This is a genomic window from Fluctibacter corallii (assembly GCF_025751585.1).
Classification (GTDB): Bacteria; Pseudomonadota; Gammaproteobacteria; order Enterobacterales; family Alteromonadaceae; genus Fluctibacter_A; species Fluctibacter_A corallii.
The window spans coordinates 486,316-504,826 of record NZ_JAOWKX010000001.1; the positions used below are offsets into that span (position 1 = coordinate 486,316).

The window sequence follows — 18,511 nt, forward strand, 5'->3', positions numbered from 1 at the left end:
GATATGGATAAAGAAAATGGTTCAGAGAAATCTGGGAGGCAATTCAAATAGATAAGGCTCGCTTTCCGAGCCTTATCCACGTTATTGAGACAGTTACATTTGTGCTTGAGACAGCACTTTTTGATTTACTGAAGGCGCGGGATAACCATCGGCCACCAGCCCTTGGCTAGATTGAAACGCCTGTAGAGCACTACGCGTAGCCGGGCCGTAGATACCATCAATTTCACCCACATCAAAATTCAATTTTTTGAGCGCGGCCTGCAAAGACTTCATTTCATCCACGGTAAAGTTAGGGTGATCAGGTAACGAAGCGGTCAGTTTTGGTGACCCAACGATACGGTCTGCTAAATAGCCTACAGCCAGCGCATAAGACTCTGAGTTGTTCCAGCGCATAATGACTTTAAAGTTATCGTAAATTAAAAATGCAGGCCCTTCGTGCCCCGATGGCACTAACACAGAAGCGCTCAACTCCCCTTTACCCAGCTCAGCGCCATCTGCTTTGGTTACGCCTTTTGCCGCCCACTGAGTAAGACTTAATTTAGTATGTCGCCCCGCTAAGCTGTAATCAAACCCTGCTGGTAACTGAATTTCACGTCCCCAGCGGTACCCTCGTTGCCAGCCCAAATGATGTAAGAAGTTTGCTGCTGAGGTAAATGCATCCGCCTCACTTTCCCATAAATCAACACGGTTATCGTTGTCACCATCCAGTGCATACGCCATGTATGCTGACGGCATAAATTGGGTGTGTCCCATCGCGCCAGCCCACGAGCCAACCATCTTTTCGGTAGTCAGGTTTTCTCGTTCGAACAACTGCAACGCCAGCATCAGTTCTTTCGTAAAAAATTCACTGCGGCGTTGGTCACAGGCCAGAGTCACGAGGGAATCGATAATAGGCATTTTACCTTTTATCGTTCCAAAATTGGTTTCTAGCCCCCAGAAGGCCATGATGTAGTGAGGTGGAATACCATATTTCTCAGACAGCGAGTCGAGTAGTATTTTGTGCTTTTTAAGTAGCGTTCGGCCTTTATCAATTCGCCATTGCGTCACGCGTTTGTTTAGATAATTTGGAAAAGTCTGAACAAACTCCGGTTGTCGGCGATCATAGCCAATCACATTCTCTAGGAAGCGGGCGTTTTTTAATACTCGCAATGTTGCTGCGTTATCGATGCCCTGTGATTGAGCGGTTGCAGTCAAGCGCTCTACACACTGTGAAAACTCAGCAGCAGGTATTGCCTGAGGCATTTTTGTAGCCGAATCATTTGCTTGCACTGCATTAGAGATTGGAGCCAGTGCCAATAAAGAAAAAGATAAAAAAATCGGTCTGAACATAATAAATACTACATGACGCTTAGCGTTAAAAAAGACGGTTAAATACGTTTGTTAAAAACAATTGTGTGAAAACAGCATCCTACTCAACTTTATCAGGAAAACAATGAAAATCATCGGCAACTCGTCTCGCTGCTCTAAACTCAGACCAGATCAAAGCACTACATTTACAAATCGCTTATGGTTTCACGTAGCGCGTTAAGGGCAGGAACGGCGAACCCCTCGTCATAAAACCAACGCACTACCCCTTCCTCATCAAGCAGGGCGACTCGGGCATTATTGGGATTTTGATTACCTGTAAACGCTTGTACGCTCTCGCCACCAGCATAAATGGTAATCACGCCTTTCCAGAGAGGTTTAGGGATGCCTGCCCGCATGCCGTCATTAATCGTGGTTTGAAACATCCGAGGGGCTAAGCCTTGAATAGTGGGCAGCTCGTAAACATCAATAGCGGTCTTCGTCATATCAAGGCCAATCAGCCAGCGGTCAATATCAAATTGGCTATCTTGCTTATATCCAATTAAAAATAGAACCGGCTTTCCACTAAAATCTGAGGGAATGGTATAAGGTTTTCCTTCTAAGCTTTCCCCCGTCACATTGGGAAAGCGTTGGCCCTGCACATTCTGATTAGGGTATTGAGTCGCACAGCCTGACAGCAGAAATATACAAATTAGTAGAGAAAGAGAAGCAACGCGCAGCATAATAACTCCTTGTTAATAGAGCTATTAGCTACGCAGTTTTATTGATAACGATCAGTTATTGTTCTTCGCGCGTAAAGACTAACGTGGTATCAGTGCTACTTTCTTCGCAAAAGGTATACCCCGCGACATCAAACTCTTTCAATTGGCTCACTTCGGTAAGTCTATTTTCAATGATGTAACGCGCCATTAAACCTCGGGCTTTTTTAGCGTAAAAACTAATAATTTTATATTGGCCGTTTTTCTTGTCTTTGAATACTGGATTAATCACCATCGCATCTAGATTAGCAGGCTTTACCGCTTTAAAGTACTCGTTGGATGCCAGATTAATTAATACGTTATCACCTTGATCAGCGATTGCCTTGTTTAGCTCATTGGTGATTGTGTTCCCCCAGAACGTATACAAATCCTTTCCTCTGGCGTTATCTAGCTTTGTCCCCATTTCAAGACGATAAGCTTGCATTAAATCCAGTGGGCGCAACAAACCATACAATCCAGACAGTATCCGCATATGAGACTGCGCAAACGCAAAGTCGTCTTCTGTTAGCGAGCTGGCATCCAATCCCGAATACACATCGCCATTAAACGCCAACACCGCTTGCTTAGCATTATCTGGAGAAAAAGGAATATTCCACTGTGCAAACCGATCAGCATTAAGCCCAGCGAGTTTATCACTGATTTTCATCAAGCTGCCAATTTGTGCAGGCGTCAACGCTCTGCATCGCTCGATGAGTATCTGCGTATCGTCCATTAAGCGCGGTTGAGTATAAGTGGATGTAACAGGCTGACTTTCAAAATCCAGATTTTTCGCGGGAGACACAACTACTAACATACGACCTCAGAATCAGTGAATAACAAAAGCCGCTATCATACCAGAGGCGACCATAATGGTTAATGTCTACGGCAAAAACGACGCGAAAGTTCATTCTTATCCAGAAGGATTCAACCTGAGTCAGTGAACTAGTGGTATGAGTGCGTTGCCAACGCATCAAGCCAGTGCGCATAGATATCATCATCAAATGCGCACAAGTATACTTTTCGAATAACATCAAAGTGTGAGCATGCCTCGCCGACTGCCGCGACAGAGATATTACAGGCTTGCTCAATAGGAAATCCATACACGCCACAACTGATTGCTGGAAATGCAATGGTTCTGAGATTGTGCTGCGCAGCCACCGCGATTGCACGTTGGTAACATTGTGCCAGCAACGCGGCTTCATTCTGATGACCACCTTGCCAAATTGGTCCAACAGCATGAATGACATGGGCCGCGGGCAAATCGAATCCAGCGGTTATTTTTACCTCGCCGATTGGACAGCCTTTCAACTGTCTACAAGCCTCTAGCAGTGCTGGCCCCGCCGCGCGGTGGATTGCACCGTCTACCCCGCCACCTCCGGCTAAATGCGTATTGGCAGCATTAACCAGTGCATCCACTTGCAATTCGGTAATATCTCCCTGAATCAGGGTTATTTTTGCAGTCATAGAACGATTTCCTCTAGCGTTAAGGCGCGTTCAGTTATACCCTATTGCATACCGATTACCAATTTTCGGGTCTGCTGATGTGTCGGCATACGGCATAACAGTCAAGGTCGATACTAATGCAACGTGATGTACTTACCCTACAATAAAAACGAATCGTACATTGCTATTGCTTCCTTGTATAAAAATAGTCATACAGATGCAAAATAAAACACGGAACATCTACGGACCCATGTGAGCGTGCGCTTACTACGTAATTTACATGCCATTAGGCGCGCGATAAATAACACTTAACGATTATTACAAGCACAGTGCAAACGCTGCTTACAGTAATATGTTCAGATAGAGGTTACCTATGACAAATCAATTATCTGCTCTTAGAGAGATCACCACCGTCGTTGCTGATACAGGCGATATTGAGGCTATCCGCAAATATGCACCAGTCGATGCAACAACCAACCCTTCATTGCTGCTAAAAGCGGCGCAGATGGAACAATATAAACCTCTAATCGACGATGCGATCGCATGGGCAAAAACTCAGTCAGACAATACTGAACAACAAGTCATTGATGCTGGCGATAAGCTTGCTGTTAATATCGGCCGCGAGATTCTTGATATCATCCCTGGCCGTATTTCAACGGAAGTAGACGCACGCTTGTCTTTCGATACTGAGGCTAGCATTGAAAAAGCACAAAAGCTCATTGGCCTATACGAAGAAGCAGGTATTAGTAAAGACCGCGTACTGATTAAACTGGCGTCTACATGGGAAGGCATTCGTGCTGCCGAAGCGCTAGAAAAAATGGGTATCAACTGTAACCTAACACTTTTATTCAGTTTCGCTCAAGCCCGTGCATGTGCAGAAGCGGGCGTTTACCTGATTTCACCTTTTGTCGGCCGTATTTTAGACTGGTATAAAAAGAGCACAGGCAAAGATAGCTACGAGGCAGCCGAAGATCCGGGTGTAGTATCTGTTACCAAGATTTATGAATATTACAAATCTCATGGCTACAACACGATCGTTATGGGCGCAAGCTTCCGTAACGTGGGCGAAATTTTAGAACTGGCAGGCTGTGACAGACTAACCATTAGCCCACAATTGCTTGAAGAACTCTCGCAAAGCGATGCGAAAGTTGATGTAAAATTAACAGACACTGGCGCCACCAAAACACCTGGCGACAAGCTGACTGAAGCGCAATTCCGTTGGGAGCACAACGAAGACGCGATGGCGACAGAGAAGCTTGCAGAAGGCATTCGCAACTTCGCGATTGATCAAGACAAACTTGAAGAGATGCTTAAAGCGCGTTTATAAGGAGAGTCAGGATGATACCAGAAACCACACTGGATCAGACGGCAGCTTGGAAAACGTTAGCAAATCATGCTGATGACATTCGTCATCAGCATATGCGAGACTGGTTTGCACAGGATCCTGACCGCGCTGGAAAATTCACCCTCGATGCCTGTGGCATTACACTGGATTTCAGCAAAAACCTGATTAACGATGAAGTGATGACCGCCTTATTCGACTTGGCCAAGCAAGAATCAGTCGAAGCCAAACGTGACGCCATGTTTGATGGTGCAATTGTCAATCACACGGAACAACGTGCGGTATTGCATACAGCGCTGCGTAACTTTTCAGGCGCGCCCGTCAAGGTAGACGGCAAAGATGTCATGCCAGACATCCGTCAAACTCAAGCAAAAATGCGTCAGTTTTCTGAAGCATTCCACAATAAAGAATTAAAGGGTTACACCGGCAAAATTATCACTCAGGTAGTGGCAATTGGTATTGGTGGTTCTTTTCTAGGCCCCAAAATCATGTCTGAGGCGCTAAAGCCTTGCTGGATCAAAGACGTAGATGTGCATTTTGTCGCAAATGTTGACGGCTGTCATTTGCATGATGTGCTCAGTGAACTCGACCATGAAGAAACATTGATTATTATGTCTTCTAAGTCGTTTTCTACCCAAGAGACGCTTCGAAATACCCTCACGGCTAAAGAGTGGTTTTTCACTCAAGGTGGTGAACAAAAGGATATCGCAAAACATTTTATTGCGATCTCATCGAATGTAAAAGCAGCCACTGAATTCGGTATCGACGAGAAAAATATCTTTCCAATGTGGGATTGGGTAGGTGGTCGTTACTCATTATGGTCGGCGATTGGGCTACCTATCGCGTTACGTATCGGCTTTGACAATTACGAGGCTATGCTCAAAGGTGCATATGAGATGGACTGCCATTTCAAAACTGCGCCACTGAACCAAAATCTTCCAGTAATAATGGCGCTGCTAGGTATTTGGTATGTGAACTTTCACCACGCTCAATCTCATGTATTACTGCCTTATTACCATTACCTAAGAGGCTTCCCTGCCTATGTTCAGCAACTTGACATGGAAAGTAACGGCAAACGCGTAGCTGGTGATGATACCGTGGTAGGTTATGCAACTGGCCCTGTGATTTGGGGAAGTGAAGGCACCAACGGGCAGCATTCGTTCCATCAGCTGATTCATCAAGGTAATGTGTTAATTCCGGCCGACTTTATGTTGCCGTTAAACGTACCGAATCAACATGCTGAACATCATGCGATGTTAGCCTCAAACTGTTTCGGGCAAACGCAAGCATTGATGCAAGGGAAAACCTTTCAAGCCTGTTTCGACGACTTAGCATCACAAGGCTTAGACGACAAAACACGTACCGCGTTAGCCACACACAAAACCATGCCTGGCAATAAGCCAAGCAACACCCTGCTATTCGAACAACTGGATCCGCAAACGTTAGGCGCACTTGTTGCGTTATATGAGCATAAAGTGTTTGTGCAGGGAGCAATTTGGGGAGTAAATTCCTTTGACCAATGGGGTGTTGAACTCGGTAAAGTGCTTGGCAATCAAGTATTGGATAAAATCGAAAATACCGAAGCGACGCTTGATTTCGATAGCTCAACCAATCAATTGATTTCTCGTTTTCGGGCTGCCAATCCCACCAAGTAATTTGTCGTCAGGTTAATATACGTTAACTTCATAATCTCTCAGCCAGTTTTCTCATAAACCGTAAGCTGGCTGTTTACCTCTCCCTCCCGCGATATTACTACGCGATATTAGTAAGCGTTGTTTTAGCCGTGTTTTCACCGCGGTGACTCGACCACAGATTCATTTACTTTAAACTTTTTAAGTATGTATTTTTCGAGGTAATTAGTCGTTTTGTCGGTCCGCTTGCCCGCCAAATCAATTAGTTAGGAGGATAAATTTACCCATTTGCCGTATCAGCTTCTATAAGTAAGTCTGATTACACATATCAACGCTTTTCTACCGTCTTGTCTAACCTATCAATGTGCTTAAAATACTCTTTAAATCGCATCAAAAACGAGGGGTAACATGTACAAGATCAACATTAACGGTCGTCGTTCTACGGCACTCGATCCTGCTGCAGCAATGGAAAAAGTCGCCTCGGTTTTAGAGCTGAGCACGGAGCGCAGAGAAGCTTTTTTAATGCAGTTAAGTACGGTAGGCATGGTAAAAATAGGCCATCAATGCACCGTCACCTTTGAAAAGCCCGCATCCAACGCGGCTTAAAAACGTAGCGTTTCTCACCGAAAAAAATCGCGATTAGGCCTGCCAATGGTAGGCTACTGTCTATATTCTACTGACTTCAAAATAATAACAGTCATTCCAATTCATTGATTGTGCGGTCTCCTTATTCATGGCTTTCAGTCATCGTATCGCTCCCCAGCTAACGCCTTAAAATCCCAGGCACACTCGTGCGCATAATCAGCCTACTTGTCACAAAACCTTCACTTTTTGTTAATTAAAAGTAAAAGAAATGGTTTTATTTTTCCTTGGCGTATGATAAATAAATATATGTGATGATTATTTTTTAGCTAACTTGTATAAATAAAAAACAATCACACTGAGTAGTACGGTTAAAACAAAGGAGAGCTCCATGGATAAAAATGAAATTATGTCCATGCTAGATATCGAAGCACGTCCGGCGAAAACAAAAACGAAAAAACGTAAGTGGAGAGAAATCGAAGCGATTCAAGACCGATACAGGTTGCAGAAAGAATTAGAGTCTATGGACTTATCCCTTGAAGCAGAATTAGACACTTTAGATATTTAACCGATTAAAAAGGCTTTGCATACGCAAAGCCTTTTTTGGTTTTATAGACAGGTTATATTGGCTGTAAGCTCGAGTAGTGTCTTGCTTTGGTACACTAATCAGGTAAAGACCAATCAATCGGTTGCTTGCCTTGTTGCAGCAACAATTGATTTGCCTGCGAAAAGTGTTTACAGCCAAAAAAGCCACGGTGAGCTGACAAAGGCGAAGGATGTGGTGCGCTGAGCACATGGTGCTTGTGCGTGTCGATAACACTGCCCTTTTTCTGTGCGTGACTTCCCCACAACAGGAAAATCACCTCCTCTGCTTGTTCGCTGATCTGACGAATCACCGTGTCGGTAAATCGCTCCCAACCAATTTTTGCATGAGAGTGTGCCTTGCCTTGCTCAACGGTTAACACGGTATTGAGCAACAACACACCTTGATGTGCCCAGCTTTCTAGACAACCATGAGAAGGAATGACAAACCCTTCAATATCCTGCTGTAGCTCTTTGTACATATTAGCCAATGAAGGCGGTGTTTTTACGCCACGCTGCACTGAAAAACAAAGCCCATGGGCTTGATTTGGGCCATGATAAGGATCTTGGCCAAGTATCACCACGTTAACGTCATCAAACTCCGTATATTTAAAGGCATTAAATACATCGGATTGTGGCGGGTAGATCTCCTTGCCCGCAGCTCTTTCATTATGTACGTGCGTTAATATATCCTGAAAGTAAGGCTGCGCCTTTTCTTCGCCAAGAACATCATGCCAGGTTGTCATACTCTATCCTTGCTTTACAACCGAAAACATATGGGCTTTTAACGCCTCATAATCGGCTGGTAGAGACACCGACAAGCTCTCTTTACCTGCGCAGTTAGCTAACGCTTCAGGCAGGCTGATGGGCTGACCCAAAACATTCTCGACACTTTCTCTAAACTTGGCTGGATGCGCTGTACCTAAAAAGATCCCAACTTCATCCTCTTTCAGATCGCGCTTAAGAACTTTGTAGGCCACCGCTGCATGGGGTTCACTTACGTAGCCTTCAGAGGCCAGCTGGCGCATTCCTACTTGCGTGTAATCCTCATCTACCGCCTCGCCTTTGAGTAAGTCTTGGCTAAACTCACCACGTTCAATTAACGCTTCAATTCTTGGCCAGTTGTTGGGCTGGCTCACATCCATCGCATTAGACAACGTTGCGACTGTATCGTGAGGTGCCCACTCTCCGGTTTTCAAATAGCGAGGAACCGTATCGTTTGCGTTAGTTGCAGCGATAAAGCGTTTTAGGGGCAAGCCTAATACCTTAGCGATGATACCCGCTGTCAGATTCCCAAAATTACCACTTGGCACCGAGATGACAGCCTGTTTTCTTTGCGCTGAAGGAAGCTGCGCAACGGCTTCAAAGTAATAACACACTTGAGCAAGTAAGCGACTGATATTGATTGAGTTAGCTGAATTTAGATTCAAGCCATCGCGTACATCAGTATCATCAAAGGCCGTTTTTACCATCTGCTGACACGTATCAAAATCAGCCTCAATTGCCACCGTATGGATATTGTCACCCAGCGTGCTAAACAGCTTTTCTTGTAACGTACTGATCTTGCCTTTTGGATATAGGATCACAACCTGAATATTGTCTATACCATGAAATGCATGAGCAACCGCCGCGCCCGTATCCCCTGAGGTTGCTGTGAGTATGGTAACAGGATCATTGCCAACAATGTGAGATAAACACTGCGCCATAAAGCGCCCACCAAAGTCTTTAAAGGCTAAGGTCGGTCCATGAAACAACTCCAGACAATAGGTATTGTCATTCACTTTTACTAGCGGTGCGGCAAAGTTAAAAGCCGATTCAACAATCGCATCCAGCACTGCTGGCTCAATGTCGTTGCCAATTAGGTGGCGCAAAATGGCTTTGCTACGCTCTACAAAGGGCAGCGCAAGTAGTGCTTCAGGATCATCAAGAGGGGAAAATGTTTTTGGGAAATAGAGTCCCTGATGCTTGCCTAAACCTTTACGAACAGCCTGTGAAAAATTCACTTTGTCTGTATCATCTTTTAAATTAAATAATTCCACGGTCATTCCTTACTTCTTATTTGCAGAAGCGACGTTCGCGATAGCACCATCGTTGTTAATACGACAGATATGAGAGAAGCCATCGTCGTTCTGAATATAATGTTTTTCAAGCCAGCTATTAATCACCTTGGCATTTTCTAGTTCGTTAGTGACTGCAAATACTGTCGGGCCAGAGCCGGAAATCCCAAATGCTAGCGCACCTTGAGCAAGCGCAAATGCTTTAGATTCATCAAACATGGGCAGTAATGATTTACGGTGAGGTTCAGCGATAACATCTTGCATGACACTCGCCGCAAGCGTTTCATCTTGTCTGTGCAAAGCATCAATAAATACCGCGAGCTGGCGTCCAAACTGGATGGTATCTGCCAACGAAAACGCAGTCGGTAGAATTTTTCTGGCCGCAGAGGTAGACACGCTAATGCCTGAATAACACACCACCCAATACCAATTTTCAAACGTTGGTAGTGGCAGTGCCACGCGATCACCTGACTCTGCCATTAAACTCAAGCCGCCCAAAAAACAGGGTGCAACATTGTCATAATGCACGCTCCCCGAAATACTGCCCTCGAGTTCTCCCATCATGCGTAATAATTCATCATCACTAAATGGCGAGCCATGGTACACATTCAATCCATGAAACGCCGCCACAATTGAACTGGCACTCGAGCCCAAGCCACTACCTACAGGAAGATGCTTATTTAAGGTCAGCGACAATGGTTTTGCAGATTTTCCCTTCGCTTCAAGTGCTTTAAGATAAAACGCATAACAGCGTGTAACAATATTTTCAGCAGGTTTGCCCGGCAGCTTATGCGCAAAGCGACCTTCTACTGATAAGGAGAAACTATCACTTGGGTGTACAGTTACGGTATCGCCCAACACTGCTCCATCAATTGGAGCAAGTGCTGCACCAAGTAAATCAAATCCAAGACTAACATTTCCAATTGAGGCGGGGGCGTAGGCCGTTAACATCTCCGAGTCCGGCATACTATATATCCTGCTTCCATGGCATTGTGCGCAGCACATCTGCAAACACCCCAGCAGCGGTGACTTCCGCCCCAGCGCCATATCCTCTAATTACGTAAGGAATAGGCTGGTAATAATGGCTATGAATGGCTAACGCATTTTCACCATCCTTGATTTTGTATAACGGATGATCGGCATCTACGGCTTTGATTTTCACGTTACATTTTCCTTTTTCTATCGCGCCAACATATCGTAACACTTTACCTTCCGCACGCGCAGACGCAACCCGTTGTGCATACTCTTTATCCAATAGCTTTAGATTATTCATAAATGTCGCGACATCGCCACTATCGTCAAACGAGGCAGGAAGCACCGATTCAATGTCTATTTCTGATAATTCTAACGACAAGTCAGCTTCTCTTGCCATAATCAACAGCTTTCTTGCGACATCCATTCCACTTAAGTCATCGCGTGGATCGGGTTCAGTAAATCCGTTTTCTTTTGCTGATGCCGTTGCTTCAGAAAGTGACAACCCTTCATCTAATTTGCCAAATACATATGACAATGATCCCGATAAGATGCCTTCAAAGCGCAATAGTTCGTCACCGGCGTAAATTAATTTTTGCAAGTTATCGATGACGGGCAATCCCGCACCGACAGTAGTTTCATACAAGAACTGTCGATTGGTTTTCTGCGCCGTCTCGCGCAACGTTTGATAATATTCTATGTCGCGTGTATTGGCTTTTTTATTGGGCGTTACGACATGGAAGCCCGCAGACATCATATCTTGATATTGGCCTGCAATCTCTTCGCTGCTCGTGCAATCAATGATAACTGGATTAACCAAACTGTTGCTCTGAACAAAGTCTGACAGCGCTTTAAGCGTCAGAGGCACCTGCGCTTCACTTAATTGAGTCTGCCAATCATTGGCAAGTTCAATACCGCCAGAAGCAAGTAACAAATGTTTACTATTTGCAATGCCATACACAGACAGGCTAATACCTTTATCCAGCAACAGCGCTTGCTGGCGCTGCATTTGAGCAAGGAGTTCCTGACCCACAGTTCCGCACCCAATCAAAAAGACATCAATTGAATGCAGATTGGAGAAAAAATTTTGATGCACCACCTTTACTGCTTCTTTCGCCTTGTGGCTTTCAATTACCGTAGAGATAGAGCGCTCAGATGAGCCTTGGGCGATCGCCACGTTATTCACGCGAGCCTGCGCAAGCGAGCTGAAAAACTTAGCTGCCAAGCCCTTTGATTGACGCATGCCATCTCCCACCAGCGTTACGATAGCAAGATCATGACGCACTTCGATAGGATCGAGTAAGTGGTTTGCCAGTTCCAAAGAGAATGCATCTTGTAAACTGGTTAAGGCGCGCTCCGCATCCTTACTATGAATACAGAAACTGATGCTGTACTCAGACGAAGACTGGGTAATTAAACTGATTGAAATATTGGCGTTTGACATCACTTCAAACACGCGACTTGCCATCCCAACCATGCCTTTCATGCCAGGGCCTGCCACGTTAAACATGGTCATGTTATCAAGGTGGGAGATACCTTTAACATTCGTCCATACCGTTGAAGACTCGTTGCTGATCAAAGTGCCGGGAGCTGCTGGATTCAATGTATTTCGAATGAGGCAAGGAATATGGTGCTGAGCTATCGGCCCAATGGTTTTAGGGTGAAGCACCTTCGCACCAAAATACGACAACTCCATGGCTTCTTGGTACGTTAACTTGTCGAGTAATACAGCGCCTTCAACCTGATTAGGATCGGCATTATACACACCGTCTACGTCTGTCCAGATTTCACAACATTGCGCATCTAAGCATGCAGCAAGAATGGCCGCTGAATAATCAGACCCATTACGGCCTAATGTGACTTTTTCTCCCACTTCATTTGCAGCAACAAAGCCAGGCATGATGAGGATTTTACCGTCGAAATCAGATTTATCAGAAAAACGTGCTTTGCTTTGAGTCACATCAGCAATGCTATCGAGATACTCCCCTTCAGCCACAATGTAATCGACTGGGTCAATGATCTGATTTTTATGACCGAGTGCAGTTAATATCTCACTAAAAATAGTAACGCTGATGTATTCACCCATTGATAAAATTCGCGCTTCGATTTCAGGCGGTGCGCAATTCAGCATTTTCATGCCTTCAAGATTAATAGAAAGCTCTGATAAGGTAGTAAGGATAAAGTCTTTAACCAAGTCTGTACGAAAGTCGCTAAGCTGCGTTGATAAATCATCAGCAATACCGTTTAGGGTCATCGTCAGCTTGGCATAAAGCTCCGCATAATCTTGGCCTAGCGTCGCTTGGTCGCATAGCAAGCTCAGTGCGTTGGTTACGCCTTTCGGGGCTGAAAGCACTACCGCTGCCCCTGATTCGTGATGCGCATCTAAACAGATATCTTTTACGCGCAGATATCGTTCTGCATCGGCAAGGGACGAGCCCCCAAACTTTAACACCTTCATCAATCTCTCCCAAAAACCTTATTTCAATTCGTATTATGACGTTTGAGTTTTCACTCCCTCAAACATTCACCTTTCTGTCGTAGGTGTTAACTTACCCTTAGGCCAACGATTCGGAGCGCAACGGTTTCTTGAAGCGTTTAACGCCGTATTGCTGAGCTCCAGCCATTTCTCTTTTATCCTTCCTCTATTTAAAAAATCGATAAATTTAAAATATCGTTAATCTAAATGGTCGGTATATTTAAAATATCTGGGCGATTGCAAGACAAGGCAAACGCTTTCGAAGCGCGCGCTGTGTACGTAGAGTACATGAGCACGGTGAGTGAAGCGTTTAACGCCGTATTGCTGAGCTCCAGCCATTTCTCTTTTATCCTTCTTCTATTTAAAAAATCGATAAATTTAAAATGTCTGGGCGATTGCAAGACAAGGCAAACGGTTTCGAAGCGCGCGCAGTGTACGTAGAGTACATGAGCACGGTGAGTGAAGCGTTTAACGCCGTATTGCTGAGCTCCAGCCATTTTAAATCAAAAAAAAAGCCCGCTTCTTATCTCTAGTGTAAGTCGCGGGCTTTCGTTTATTTTGTGTTAGGTACTAGCCAGCGACCATCCTCGTAAGGGTGGTAATCATCATCATGCTGGTGGTGCCGTTCATCATTTTCATAACTTCAATCTGCCGTATAGACGTCTATAAGTCAACAGGTAAATGTCGATTATTTACACTTTGGCCTTTTTTGGTTAGTACAAACCAAATTTGACGAGCACTTCTTCTAAGCGAGGCTTGTCTACGGGTTTGGCGATAAAATCAAGCGCTCCTAGCTGTGCGACACGTCGGCGCATTTCTGGCTGGATGTCGCCTGAGATAACGATGGTGTACACTTCGATTGAATGCTTTTTTATTTGCTCGAGCACTTCGATACCGTCCATGACTGGCATGGTGAGATCTAAAAACAGCAGCGCGAACTGACGTTCGAACAAATACTGCATTGCCTCTGCACCATTATTGGCGAGCGTTATTTCAGTTGCGAGCTCGTCGGGAAGACTTCGCTTCACCATCTTTTGTGCGATGGCTGAATCATCACAAATAAGCACTGGAAAACTCACGTGCTGCCCTTCCTTTTCCTGATTGTTATTGTTTTGTCGTGTTGTCGTTTTTTTAAAAACGTGACGCGATAATACGTCAAAAACTTATTAGTTGGCTGGATATGGTGAAAAAACCGTGGTAAATACACCTCACAACCCAACAATTCCTTCGGATGCATACTTTGACAGAAATCACCACGTCAGTTCAAGAAAAAGTCGCTTATCTTATTCTTCAGGGATTTGAAAAGAATTTTAGATGGTTTGGTCGAATTACTAAAGGTGCGCAGGAAAGATTTGAACAAGCTCAGTGGCAGGCTACGCATCAGGCAGTGAAGGAACGCATTGCAACGTATGATCAAAGCTTGTCAGACGTAGTCGCTGAAATTTACCAAATTATTCATCCACATCAGGTAGATAGTCAATTTTGGCGGCACCTTAAATTGGCGTATGTGGGTCTGTTGGATCAACATCCGCAATATGAATTGGCGGAAACATTTTATAACTCGGTGATTGGCAGAATTTTCACTCACACGGTGGTGGATGATGCGCTTATGTTTCTTTTGCCGAGCCGTTGCTTTGTTGCCGGACAAGACCGTAATAAAGTCGTGAATAGCTTTGATACCACTGGGACAGTGAGAAATATGTTGGAAGATATTTTTCGTATCTACCGCTTCCATATTCCCTTTGAAAACCGTGAACGGGACATGCAAAACCTTGATACCGCGCTTAGGGCAAGGTTGAGTAAAGAGCAATTAGCCGCAGTACACACGGTCGAAATATTAAAGCCTATTTTCTTTCGAAGCAAAGCCGCGTATTTAATTGGTCGCATTTGCATGCCGGAAGAAACCCTGCCATTTGTGATTGCATTGTTGGTCAACGACGACAAAACCTTAGTAGTAGATGCTTTATTGACTCATCGTCACGACCTGAGTGTCATTTTTGGATTTGCCCGCTCTTATTTTATGGCTGACACGCAATACCCCGCAGAGGTGGTCGCATTCTTACAAGAGTTACTGCCAAACAAAAAGCACTTTGAATTGTATATATCGCTAGGCCATTATAAACACGGCAAAACAGTATTTTATCGCAACTTCCTTGCTCATTTAGACAGCTCAGACGACCAATTTGAAGCTGCCCCTGGCATACGTGGCTTAGTGATGGCCGTGTTTCACCTTCCCTCGTATGGTGTTGTGTTTAAAATCATTAAAGACGAATTTCCAGAAAGCAAAAAGATCACGCGAGAACACGTTAAGGATTGCTATCGCTTAGTAAAAATGTCGGATCGTGTCGGACGTATGGCTGATACGCATGAATACGTTAATTTCAGGCTTCCTCGTCACCGTATGTCGCAAGCGTTAATTGATGAATTACTTGAAGTGGCAGCCAGTAGTATTGAACTAACTGAAGATGAAGTGATTATCAAGCACATGTACATCGAGCGAAAAATGACGCCGCTCAATTTGTATTTGGAGCAAGAGAGCGACCCTGAAAAGATTGAAAACGCCATTAACGAATTGGGCCTTTGTATTAAACAAATTGCCAGAGCGAATATTTTTCCAGGCGATATGCTACATAAAAATTTTGGTATCACGCGTCATGGTCGAGTTATATTTTATGATTATGATGAAATTTGCCTAATGAAGGACCGCGTATTCAGAGAGCTGCCAAAAAGCGATGACCCCTTTGCGTTAGATGTGATGTCTGTCTCGCCACAAGATGTATTTCCTGAACAATTCGAGCACTTCATTGTTGGCAAACGCGAATTAAAGGCATTACTTAAACAGTTGCACCCCAACCTGATGGATCCGGGCTACTGGCGTGCTATCCAGCAAAAAGCAGGCACAGGGGAAATTCACCATTTTAGTCCTTACAGTGAATGTAAACGCTTTAACTCAAGATGGTATTCAGAGAAACACCATGTTGATCCGAACGCAACCCAAGCAACAAACAACAGCTAACTATGCAGTCGCTGATCAATCGCCTCCAGCTTCCATCACCAGAGCAATCCATTACCTGGCCGTGGAATAACCCGAACAAGGTTGATGTGTGGATGAAACGAGATGATTGTATTCATCCCATTATTTCGGGCAACAAGTGGCGTAAGCTTAAATATGCGTTGTCAGACATTGAGCAGCGTAATATTCACACTGTCATCAGTTTTGGTGGTGGATATTCGAATCATATTCACGCCCTTGCCTACTGCTGTCACCAGCTTAATTTAGCTTGTAAACTGATTATTAGAGGCGATTACAGTCAACATCTTACACCAACACTAGAAGACTGCATTGCTTGGGGAGCAGAGTTACATTTTGTTGATCGAAAGACTTATCGCTTGCGCGATGACGCAAATTACTTGAATACCTTAATACAACAAACTCCAAACGCAATGATTATTCCAGAAGGGGGAAGTCAAGCTCAAGCAATCCAAGGAACGCAAGAGATTATCAGAGAGCTACAGCAACAGTATGATTATGTACTTGCACCTGTAGGCAGTGGCGGCACGTTGGCTGGCTTGATAGCCGGCAGCCATGCATTGAATACGCGCATCCACGGTATCGCCGTACTTAAAGGTAAAGACTATCTTGAGACGTTAGTCACTGCACTCTACCCGCAAGCCAGTCATGATAATTCATGGACTATTCACCATGATTTTCATCATGGCGGGTACGCGAAATCCTCTTCGCAGTTGCTTGATGATATTAATATCTTCAAACAACATACCGGCATAGCAACCGACCCCGTGTATAGTGGCAAATTGATTTCGGCTGCCAAGCATTTAATCGGACAAGGAACCTTTCCGATACGTAGCCGTTTACTGCTCCTTCATACCGGTGGATTACAAGGCGCAAGATCCGAATAAGCCGTAAGCAACCAGCGAGTTAATCACGCGGTTAAATCAGAATTTGCTACACTCATACCTCTATGAATTCTCTTTCACACAATCATATACATGGGTATTGACGATCCATCATATTGATATGAGTGAACAATTTTACGCCAAGATAGCGAAATGATGTTTGCGTGATAAATGATTGGTGATAGCATTCGCCCGTTTTACAAATTCAAACAAGTTAGGAACCGAATATGTCACGAGTGTTGATAATTGGTGCAGGTGGTGTTGCCACAGTAACTGTAAAAAAATGTGCTCGACTACCAGAGCATTTTAATGAAATTTATTTGGCGAGCCGTACCGTTTCTAAATGTGAAGCGTTGCAAAAAGAAGTCGGCGCAGATCGCGTAAAAGGCGTGTTTGCCGTTGATGCTGACGATGCAAAGCAAGTAGAAGCCCTTATCAACGACGTAAAACCAGATTTAGTCGTTAACTTAGCGCTACCGTATCAAGATCTGCCGATTATGGACGCATGCTTGGCGACTGGCGTTGATTATCTTGATACCGCGAACTACGAGCCAAAAGACGAAGCAAAGTTTGAATATTCGTGGCAGTGGGCATATCAAGAGCGTTTCCAAGAAAAAGGCATCATGGCGCTATTAGGTAGCGGCTTCGATCCGGGCGTAACCAACGTTTACACGGCGTATGCAGCCAAACATTATTTTGACGAAATTCACTATCTAGATATTGTTGACTGTAACGGTGGCGATCATGGCCAAGCGTTTGCTACTAACTTCAATCCAGAAATTAACATTCGTGAAATTACCCAGCGCGGTCGTTTTTGGGAAAATGGCGAGTGGAAAGAAACCGATCCACTGAGCGTACGTGAAGATCTGCACTATCAAAACATTGGTGAGCGTGCATCATACTTAATGTTCCACGAAGAACTAGAGTCATTAGTGAAGCATTTCCCATCCTTGAAGCGCGCACGTTTCTGGATGACATTCGGTGATGCTTATCTTAATCACCTTCGCGTTCTAGAAGGAATAGGCATGACAAGCATCGAGCCTGTTGAATTCCAAGGTCAAAAAATCGTTCCACTAGAGTTTTTGAAGGCCGTATTGCCTAACCCAGGTTCACTGGCTGAAGGCTATACAGGCATGACGTGTATCGGCACATACATTACGGGTATTAAAGATGGCAAAGAAAAAACCATCTTTATTTACAACAATTGCGATCACGCCAAGTGTAACGATGAAGTCGGCGCTCAAGCCGTATCATACACCACAGGTGTGCCTGCCATGATTGGTGCAGCATTAATGCTTAACGGCACGTGGAAGAAGTCAGGTGTATGGAATATGGAGCAATTTGATCCAGACCCATTCATGGACATGCTCAACGAGCACGGGCTGCCTTGGCATGTGATGGAATGTGACGAAAGCCCATTTAAAAAGTAATCCCCTGTATTGTGCGTCATTCGGCGCACAATGTTTTTT

At 44.5% G+C, this 18,511-nt stretch carries 16 protein-coding genes; 7 read left to right on the forward strand and 9 right to left on the reverse strand.

From position 1 onward, the window contains the following. Nucleotides 1–93 precede the first annotated feature (93 nt). The 4 genes from OE749_RS02175 to OE749_RS02190 all read right to left on the reverse strand — a co-directional run bounded on the left by OE749_RS02175 (nucleotide 94) and on the right by OE749_RS02190 (nucleotide 3,506). Nucleotides 94–1,329, reverse strand: a complete 1,236-nt coding sequence (locus OE749_RS02175; protein ID WP_263710701.1) for a lytic murein transglycosylase — start codon at nucleotides 1,327–1,329, stop codon at nucleotides 94–96. Nucleotides 1,330–1,493: 164 nt separating this feature from the next. After that, a complete protein-coding gene (locus OE749_RS02180; protein ID WP_263710702.1) occupies nucleotides 1,494–2,027 on the reverse strand; it encodes a hypothetical protein in 534 nt (177 codons plus the stop codon). Nucleotides 2,028–2,082: 55 nt separating this feature from the next. Next, on the reverse strand, nucleotides 2,083–2,856 hold the full coding sequence (yaaA, locus tag OE749_RS02185; RefSeq protein WP_263710703.1) for a peroxide stress protein YaaA: 774 nt from the start codon (nucleotides 2,854–2,856) through the stop codon (nucleotides 2,083–2,085). A 128-nt stretch (nucleotides 2,857–2,984) separates the two neighbouring features. Then, nucleotides 2,985–3,506 (reverse strand): O-acetyl-ADP-ribose deacetylase, encoded by a 522-nt coding sequence (locus tag OE749_RS02190; RefSeq protein ID WP_263710704.1) that lies wholly within the window; start codon nucleotides 3,504–3,506, stop codon nucleotides 2,985–2,987. Between the two features lie 352 nt (nucleotides 3,507–3,858). Between OE749_RS02190 and tal the strand changes: the two genes are divergently transcribed. The 4 genes from tal to OE749_RS02210 all read left to right on the forward strand — a co-directional run bounded on the left by tal (nucleotide 3,859) and on the right by OE749_RS02210 (nucleotide 7,608). Beyond that, entirely contained in the window at nucleotides 3,859–4,812 is a 954-nt protein-coding gene (gene tal / locus OE749_RS02195; protein ID WP_263710705.1) for a transaldolase, read from the forward strand. 11 nt (nucleotides 4,813–4,823) lie between these two features. Continuing rightward, nucleotides 4,824–6,482 (forward strand): glucose-6-phosphate isomerase, encoded by a 1,659-nt coding sequence (pgi, locus tag OE749_RS02200; RefSeq protein WP_263710706.1) that lies wholly within the window; start codon nucleotides 4,824–4,826, stop codon nucleotides 6,480–6,482. Nucleotides 6,483–6,866: 384 nt separating this feature from the next. Beyond that, the gene (locus OE749_RS02205) at nucleotides 6,867–7,064 is read left to right on the forward strand and encodes a hypothetical protein (RefSeq protein WP_263710707.1); all 198 of its coding nucleotides are present in this window, start codon (nucleotides 6,867–6,869) and stop codon (nucleotides 7,062–7,064) included. Between the two features lie 367 nt (nucleotides 7,065–7,431). Then, complete coding sequence (locus tag OE749_RS02210; protein ID WP_263710708.1) at nucleotides 7,432–7,608, forward strand: DUF3545 family protein; 177 nt, start codon at nucleotides 7,432–7,434, stop codon at nucleotides 7,606–7,608. 94 nt (nucleotides 7,609–7,702) lie between these two features. Here the strand turns inward: OE749_RS02210 and ung are convergent, their stop codons facing one another. The 5 genes from ung to OE749_RS02235 form a co-directional block, all read right to left on the reverse strand. Further along, the gene (gene ung / locus OE749_RS02215) at nucleotides 7,703–8,368 is read right to left on the reverse strand and encodes a uracil-DNA glycosylase (RefSeq protein ID WP_263710709.1); all 666 of its coding nucleotides are present in this window, start codon (nucleotides 8,366–8,368) and stop codon (nucleotides 7,703–7,705) included. A 3-nt stretch (nucleotides 8,369–8,371) separates the two neighbouring features. Continuing rightward, nucleotides 8,372–9,661 (reverse strand): threonine synthase, encoded by a 1,290-nt coding sequence (gene thrC / locus OE749_RS02220; protein WP_263710710.1) that lies wholly within the window; start codon nucleotides 9,659–9,661, stop codon nucleotides 8,372–8,374. A gap of 9 nt (nucleotides 9,662–9,670) precedes the next feature. Continuing rightward, entirely contained in the window at nucleotides 9,671–10,645 is a 975-nt protein-coding gene (gene thrB / locus OE749_RS02225; protein ID WP_263710711.1) for a homoserine kinase, read from the reverse strand. 1 nt (nucleotide 10,646) lies between these two features. After that, nucleotides 10,647–13,109, reverse strand: a complete 2,463-nt coding sequence (thrA, locus tag OE749_RS02230; RefSeq protein WP_263710712.1) for a bifunctional aspartate kinase/homoserine dehydrogenase I — start codon at nucleotides 13,107–13,109, stop codon at nucleotides 10,647–10,649. Nucleotides 13,110–13,840: 731 nt separating this feature from the next. After that, nucleotides 13,841–14,206, reverse strand: a complete 366-nt coding sequence (locus OE749_RS02235; protein WP_263710713.1) for a response regulator — start codon at nucleotides 14,204–14,206, stop codon at nucleotides 13,841–13,843. A 161-nt stretch (nucleotides 14,207–14,367) separates the two neighbouring features. On the opposite strand from OE749_RS02235, the gene aceK reads away from it, so the two are divergent. The 3 genes from aceK (at nucleotide 14,368) to OE749_RS02250 (ending at nucleotide 18,472) form a co-directional block, all read left to right on the forward strand. Beyond that, entirely contained in the window at nucleotides 14,368–16,143 is a 1,776-nt protein-coding gene (gene aceK / locus OE749_RS02240; RefSeq protein ID WP_263710714.1) for a bifunctional isocitrate dehydrogenase kinase/phosphatase, read from the forward strand. Nucleotides 16,144–16,145: 2 nt separating this feature from the next. After that, nucleotides 16,146–17,045 (forward strand): 1-aminocyclopropane-1-carboxylate deaminase/D-cysteine desulfhydrase, encoded by a 900-nt coding sequence (locus OE749_RS02245; protein ID WP_263710715.1) that lies wholly within the window; start codon nucleotides 16,146–16,148, stop codon nucleotides 17,043–17,045. Between the two features lie 224 nt (nucleotides 17,046–17,269). Further along, complete coding sequence (locus OE749_RS02250) at nucleotides 17,270–18,472, forward strand: saccharopine dehydrogenase family protein (RefSeq protein ID WP_263710716.1); 1,203 nt, start codon at nucleotides 17,270–17,272, stop codon at nucleotides 18,470–18,472. The last annotated feature ends 39 nt before the right edge of the window (nucleotides 18,473–18,511 follow it).

What these genes read in the sequence shown, in the direction of transcription:
- OE749_RS02175 (WP_263710701.1), bottom strand. Translation starts at nt 1,329, where the DNA reads ATGTTCAGACCGATTTTTTTATCTTTTTCTTTATTGGCACTGGCTCCA.
- OE749_RS02180 (WP_263710702.1), bottom strand. Translation starts at nt 2,027, where the DNA reads ATGCTGCGCGTTGCTTCTCTTTCTCTACTAATTTGTATATTTCTGCTG.
- yaaA (WP_263710703.1), bottom strand. Translation starts at nt 2,856, where the DNA reads ATGTTAGTAGTTGTGTCTCCCGCGAAAAATCTGGATTTTGAAAGTCAG.
- OE749_RS02190 (WP_263710704.1), bottom strand. Translation starts at nt 3,506, where the DNA reads ATGACTGCAAAAATAACCCTGATTCAGGGAGATATTACCGAATTGCAA.
- tal (WP_263710705.1), top strand. Translation starts at nt 3,859, where the DNA reads ATGACAAATCAATTATCTGCTCTTAGAGAGATCACCACCGTCGTTGCT.
- pgi (WP_263710706.1), top strand. Translation starts at nt 4,824, where the DNA reads ATGATACCAGAAACCACACTGGATCAGACGGCAGCTTGGAAAACGTTA.
- OE749_RS02205 (WP_263710707.1), top strand. Translation starts at nt 6,867, where the DNA reads ATGTACAAGATCAACATTAACGGTCGTCGTTCTACGGCACTCGATCCT.
- OE749_RS02210 (WP_263710708.1), top strand. Translation starts at nt 7,432, where the DNA reads ATGGATAAAAATGAAATTATGTCCATGCTAGATATCGAAGCACGTCCG.
- ung (WP_263710709.1), bottom strand. Translation starts at nt 8,368, where the DNA reads ATGACAACCTGGCATGATGTTCTTGGCGAAGAAAAGGCGCAGCCTTAC.
- thrB (WP_263710711.1), bottom strand. Translation starts at nt 10,645, where the DNA reads ATGCCGGACTCGGAGATGTTAACGGCCTACGCCCCCGCCTCAATTGGA.
- thrA (WP_263710712.1), bottom strand. Translation starts at nt 13,109, where the DNA reads ATGAAGGTGTTAAAGTTTGGGGGCTCGTCCCTTGCCGATGCAGAACGA.
- OE749_RS02245 (WP_263710715.1), top strand. Translation starts at nt 16,146, where the DNA reads ATGCAGTCGCTGATCAATCGCCTCCAGCTTCCATCACCAGAGCAATCC.
- OE749_RS02250 (WP_263710716.1), top strand. Translation starts at nt 17,270, where the DNA reads ATGTCACGAGTGTTGATAATTGGTGCAGGTGGTGTTGCCACAGTAACT.